The following is a 5,111-nucleotide window of genomic DNA, read 5'->3' as shown; positions in this document are numbered from 1 at the left end:
TTTTGACACCGGTGTTACGAGTTTGTCTTGAATAAGGTTATAGGATCAAGCCACACGGGCAATTAGTATCGGTTAGCTTAACGTGTTGCCACGCTTCCACACCCGACCTATCAACGTTGTGGTCTTCAACGACCCTTCAGGGGGCTCGAGGCCCCGGGGAAGTCTCATCTTGAGGCGAGTTTCCCGCTTAGATGCTTTCAGCGGTTATCTCTTCCGCACATAGCTACCCGGCGATGCGACTGGCGTCACAACCGGTACACCAGGGGTGCGTTCACTCCGGTCCTCTCGTACTAGGAGCAAGCCCTCTCAAACTTCCAGCGCCCACGGCAGATAGGGACCAAACTGTCTCACGACGTTTTAAACCCAGCTCACGTACCACTTTAAATGGCGAACAGCCATACCCTTGGGACCGGCTACAGCCCCAGGATGTGATGAGCCGACATCGAGGTGCCAAACTCCGCCGTCGATGTGAACTCTTGGGCGGAATCAGCCTGTTATCCCCAGAGTACCTTTTATCCGTTGAGCGATGGCCCTTCCATACAGAACCACCGGATCACTATGACCTGCTTTCGCACCTGCTCGACTTGTGGGTCTCGCAGTCAAGCCACCTTTTGCCATTGCACTATCAGTACGATGTCCGACCGTACCTAGGTGACCTTCGTACTCCTCCGTTACCTTTTGGGAGGAGACCGCCCCAGTCAAACTGCCCACCATGCACGGTCCCCGATCTGGATTCACAGACCTGGGTTAGAACCTCGACGACACCAGGGTGGTATTTCAAGGACGGCTCCACCAGAACTAGCGTCCTGGCTTCATAGCCTCCCACCTATCCTACACAAATCCCGTCAAAGTCCAATGCAAAGCTACAGTAAAGGTTCATGGGGTCTTTCCGTCTAGCCGCGGGGAGATTGCATCTTCACAAACATTTCAACTTCGCTGAGTCTCAGGAGGAGACAGTGTGGCCATCGTTACGCCATTCGTGCAGGTCGGAACTTACCCGACAAGGAATTTCGCTACCTTAGGACCGTTATAGTTACGGCCGCCGTTTACCGGGGCTTCGATCAAGAGCTTGCACCCCATCACTTAACCTTCCGGCACCGGGCAGGCGTCACACCCTATACGTCCACTTTCGTGTTTGCAGAGTGCTGTGTTTTTAATAAACAGTCGCAGCCACCGATTCTCTGCGGCCCCTTCGCCCTTCGGATGTACTCCTACAAGCTAATGGGGCATACCTTCTCCCGAAGTTACGGTATCAATTTGCCGAGTTCCTTCTCCTGAGTTCTCTCAAGCGCCTTGGTATTCTCTACCAGCCCACCTGTGTCGGTTTGCGGTACGGTCACTCTATGACTGAAGCTTAGAGGCTTTTCCTGGAAGCAGGGTATCACTCGCTTCGGACCCGAGGGTCCTCGTTATCATGCCTCAGCTTAGCCGCGCGGATTTGCCTACGCAGCACGCCTACACACTTGAACCACCTATTCCAACAGATGGCCGAGCTAACCTTCTCCGTCCCCCCATCGCATCATAGAGCGGTACAGGAATATTGACCTGTTTCCCATCGACTACGCATTTCTGCCTCGCCTTAGGGGCCGACTCACCCTGCGCCGATGAACGTTGCGCAGGAAACCTTGGGCTTACGGCGAGGGTGCTTTTCACACCCTTTATCGCTACTCATGTCAGCATTCGCACTTCCGATACCTCCAGCATCCCTTACGAGACACCTTCGCAGGCTTACGGAACGCTCCCCTACCACGTGTCAAAGACACATCCGCAGCTTCGGTTCATGGCTTGAGCCCCGTTACATCTTCCGCGCAGGACGACTCGACTAGTGAGCTATTACGCTTTCTTTAAAGGGTGGCTGCTTCTAAGCCAACCTCCTAGCTGTCTATGCCTTCCCACCTCGTTTGCCACTTAGCCATGCATTTGGGACCTTAGCTGGCGGTCTGGGTTGTTTCCCTCTTGACACCGGACGTTAGCACCCGATGTCTGTCTGCCGTATATCACTTTGCGGTATTCGGAGTTTGCTATCGCGGGGTAGATCGCAGTGACCCCCCCAACGATTACAGTGCTCTACCCCCGCAAGTGTCCGTACGACGCACTACCTAAATAGTTTTCGGGGAGAACCAGCTATTTCCGGATTTGTTTAGCCTTTCACCCCTATCCACAGCTCATCCCCTAACTTTTCAACGTTAGTGGGTTCGGACCTCCAGTACCTGTTACGGCACCTTCATCCTGGCCATGGATAGATCATCCGGTTTCGGGTCTACGCCCAGCAACTCTGACGCCCTTATCAGACTCGCTTTCGCTACGCCTCCCCTACTCGGTTAAGCTCGCTACTGAACGTAAGTCGCTGACCCATTATACAAAAGGTACGCAGTCACCCCTTTCGAGGCTCCCACTGTTTGTATGCATGCGGTTTCAGGATCTATTTCACTCCCCTCCCGGGGTTCTTTTCGCCTTTCCCTCACGGTACTGGTTCACTATCGGTCGATCACGAGTATTTAGCCTTGGAGGATGGTCCCCCCATCTTCAGACAGGATTTCTCGTGTCCCGCCCTACTTGTCGCACGCTCAGACCCGCCACCGGCTTTTCGCATACGGGACTATCACCCTGTATCGTCGGACTTTCCAGACCGTTTTGCTAAGCTGATGGTTTAGTCGTGCAGGCTGCTCCGCGTTCGCTCGCCACTACTTGCGGAATCTCGGTTGATTTCTGTTCCTGCGGCTACTTAGATGTTTCAGTTCGCCGCGTTCGCCTCCTCAGACCTATGTATTCAGTCTGGGATACCCCTTGCGGGGTGGGTTTCCCCATTCGGACATCGTGGGATCAAAGCTCTATTGCCAGCTCCCCCACGCTTTTCGCAGGCTTACACGTCCTTCATCGCCTGTGATCGCCAAGGCATCCACCACATGCACTTAGTCGCTTGATCCTATAACCTTAGTGCCTCTTGTCGAAGCACCGGTCATAAGACGAACTCGTTTGTGCGATCACACCACTGCTGACAACGGTGATGTGATCAATGCAATCACACAACTTGCAGTACGCACCGGCTCGGTACGTACTACACTTCTTCCACTTTGTTAAAGAGCGAACCTCAAACAACCGACAGTTTGCGCTGCCGATCGAGAAGTCAGAGATGATGACATCGCTATCGTCATGTCTGACTACTCGAATGCGTCTGCACGAGTCCTGGTGGAGCTGGTCGGGATCGAACCGACGACCTACGGCTTGCAAAGCCGCCGCTCTCCCAGCTGAGCTACAGCCCCGTCCTTCTCGAGCAACCCAAAAAAGCTTGGTGGGTCTGGTTGGATTCGAACCAACGACCCCCGCCTTATCAAGACGGTGCTCTAACCGACTGAGCTACAGACCCTCACGCCTTCGAGGCTCTTGGTCTGAACAACCGATAAGTTGTGGATACTTGGCCGTACGCGGCCTTTTCTCTTGAAAGGAGGTGATCCAGCCGCACCTTCCGATACGGCTACCTTGTTACGACTTCACCCCAGTCATGAATCTCACCGTGGTAAGCGCCCTCCCGAAGGTTAAGCTACCTACTTCTGGTGAAACCCACTCCCATGGTGTGACGGGCGGTGTGTACAAGACCCGGGAACGTATTCACCGCAGCATGCTGATCTGCGATTACTAGCGATTCCGACTTCACGTAGTCGAGTTGCAGACTACGATCCGGACTACGATCGGCTTTAAGGGATTGGCTCCACCTCGCGGTTTGGCAACCCTCTGTACCGACCATTGTATGACGTGTGAAGCCCTACCCATAAGGGCCATGAGGACTTGACGTCATCCCCACCTTCCTCCGGTTTGTCACCGGCAGTCTCACTAGAGTGCCCAACTAAATGGTGGCAACTAGTGACAAGGGTTGCGCTCGTTGCGGGACTTAACCCAACATCTCACGACACGAGCTGACGACAGCCATGCAGCACCTGTGTTCTGGCTCCCGAAGGCACCCTCGCCTCTCAGCAAGGTTCCAGACATGTCAAGGGTAGGTAAGGTTTTTCGCGTTGCATCGAATTAATCCACATCATCCACCGCTTGTGCGGGTCCCCGTCAATTCCTTTGAGTTTTAACCTTGCGGCCGTACTCCCCAGGCGGTCGACTTCACGCGTTAGCTGCGTCACTCAGTGCATTGCTGCTCCGAACGACTAGTCGACATCGTTTAGGGCGTGGACTACCAGGGTATCTAATCCTGTTTGCTCCCCACGCTTTCGTGCATGAGCGTCAGTACAGGCCCAGGGGGCTGCCTTCGCCATCGGTGTTCCTCCTGATATCTACGCATTTCACTGCTACACCAGGAATTCCACCCCCCTCTGCCGTACTCTAGCCTTGCAGTCACAAACGCAGTTCCCAGGTTAAGCCCGGGGATTTCACATCTGTCTTACAAAACCGCCTGCGCACGCTTTACGCCCAGTAATTCCGATTAACGCTCGCACCCTACGTATTACCGCGGCTGCTGGCACGTAGTTAGCCGGTGCTTCTTAGTCCGGTACCGTCATCCAGCGACTATGTTAGAGTCGCCGATTTCTTCCCGGCCGAAAGAGCTTTACAACCCGAAGGCCTTCTTCACTCACGCGGCATGGCTGGATCAGGCTTGCGCCCATTGTCCAAAATTCCCCACTGCTGCCTCCCGTAGGAGTCTGGGCCGTGTCTCAGTCCCAGTGTGGCGGATCATCCTCTCAGACCCGCTACAGATCGTCGCCTTGGTAGGCCTTTACCCTACCAACTAGCTAATCTGACATCGGCCGCTCCAATTGCGCGAGGTTCCGAAGAATCCCCCGCTTTCCCCCTCAGGGCGTATGCGGTATTAGCGCGACTTTCGCCGCGTTATCCCCCACAAATGGGCACGTTCCGATGCATTACTCACCCGTTCGCCACTCGCCACCAGGCCGAAGCCCGTGCTGCCGTTCGACTTGCATGTGTAAAGCATGCCGCCAGCGTTCAATCTGAGCCAGGATCAAACTCTTAAGTTCAATCCAGCAAAGTACTCAAAATACTGACTTAATCAGCATGAGCACCTAATCATTGCGAAACCAAGCAGCCTAAGCTGCCGACCACAACAACCAAGCACCCACACTTATCGGTTGTTCAATTTTTTAAAGAAC

2 tRNA genes and 2 rRNA genes are annotated in these 5,111 nt (G+C 54.3%); all 4 read right to left on the bottom strand.

The features are described 5' to 3' along the window. Nucleotides 1-41 precede the first annotated feature (41 nt). The 4 genes from C664_RS19840 to C664_RS19825 all read right to left on the bottom strand — a co-directional run bounded on the left by C664_RS19840 (nt 42) and on the right by C664_RS19825 (nt 4,979). Nucleotides 42-2,926, bottom strand: a 23S ribosomal RNA gene (locus C664_RS19840). A 261-nt stretch (nt 2,927-3,187) separates the two neighbouring features. After that, nucleotides 3,188-3,263 (bottom strand) — tRNA-Ala (locus C664_RS19835). Nucleotides 3,264-3,290: 27 nt separating this feature from the next. Continuing rightward, nucleotides 3,291-3,367, bottom strand: a tRNA-Ile gene (locus tag C664_RS19830). Nucleotides 3,368-3,441: 74 nt separating this feature from the next. Next, nucleotides 3,442-4,979: ribosomal RNA gene (locus C664_RS19825) — 16S ribosomal RNA — on the bottom strand. Together the 16S and 23S rRNA genes with 2 tRNA genes alongside form the textbook arrangement of a ribosomal RNA operon. Between the last annotated feature and the right edge of the window lie 132 nt (nt 4,980-5,111).

Origin of the sequence: Thauera sp. 63 (assembly GCF_000310165.2) — a bacterium.
Lineage (GTDB): Bacteria > Pseudomonadota > Gammaproteobacteria > Burkholderiales > Rhodocyclaceae > Thauera > Thauera humireducens.
This window is presented reverse-complemented; position numbering and strand designations above follow the sequence as displayed.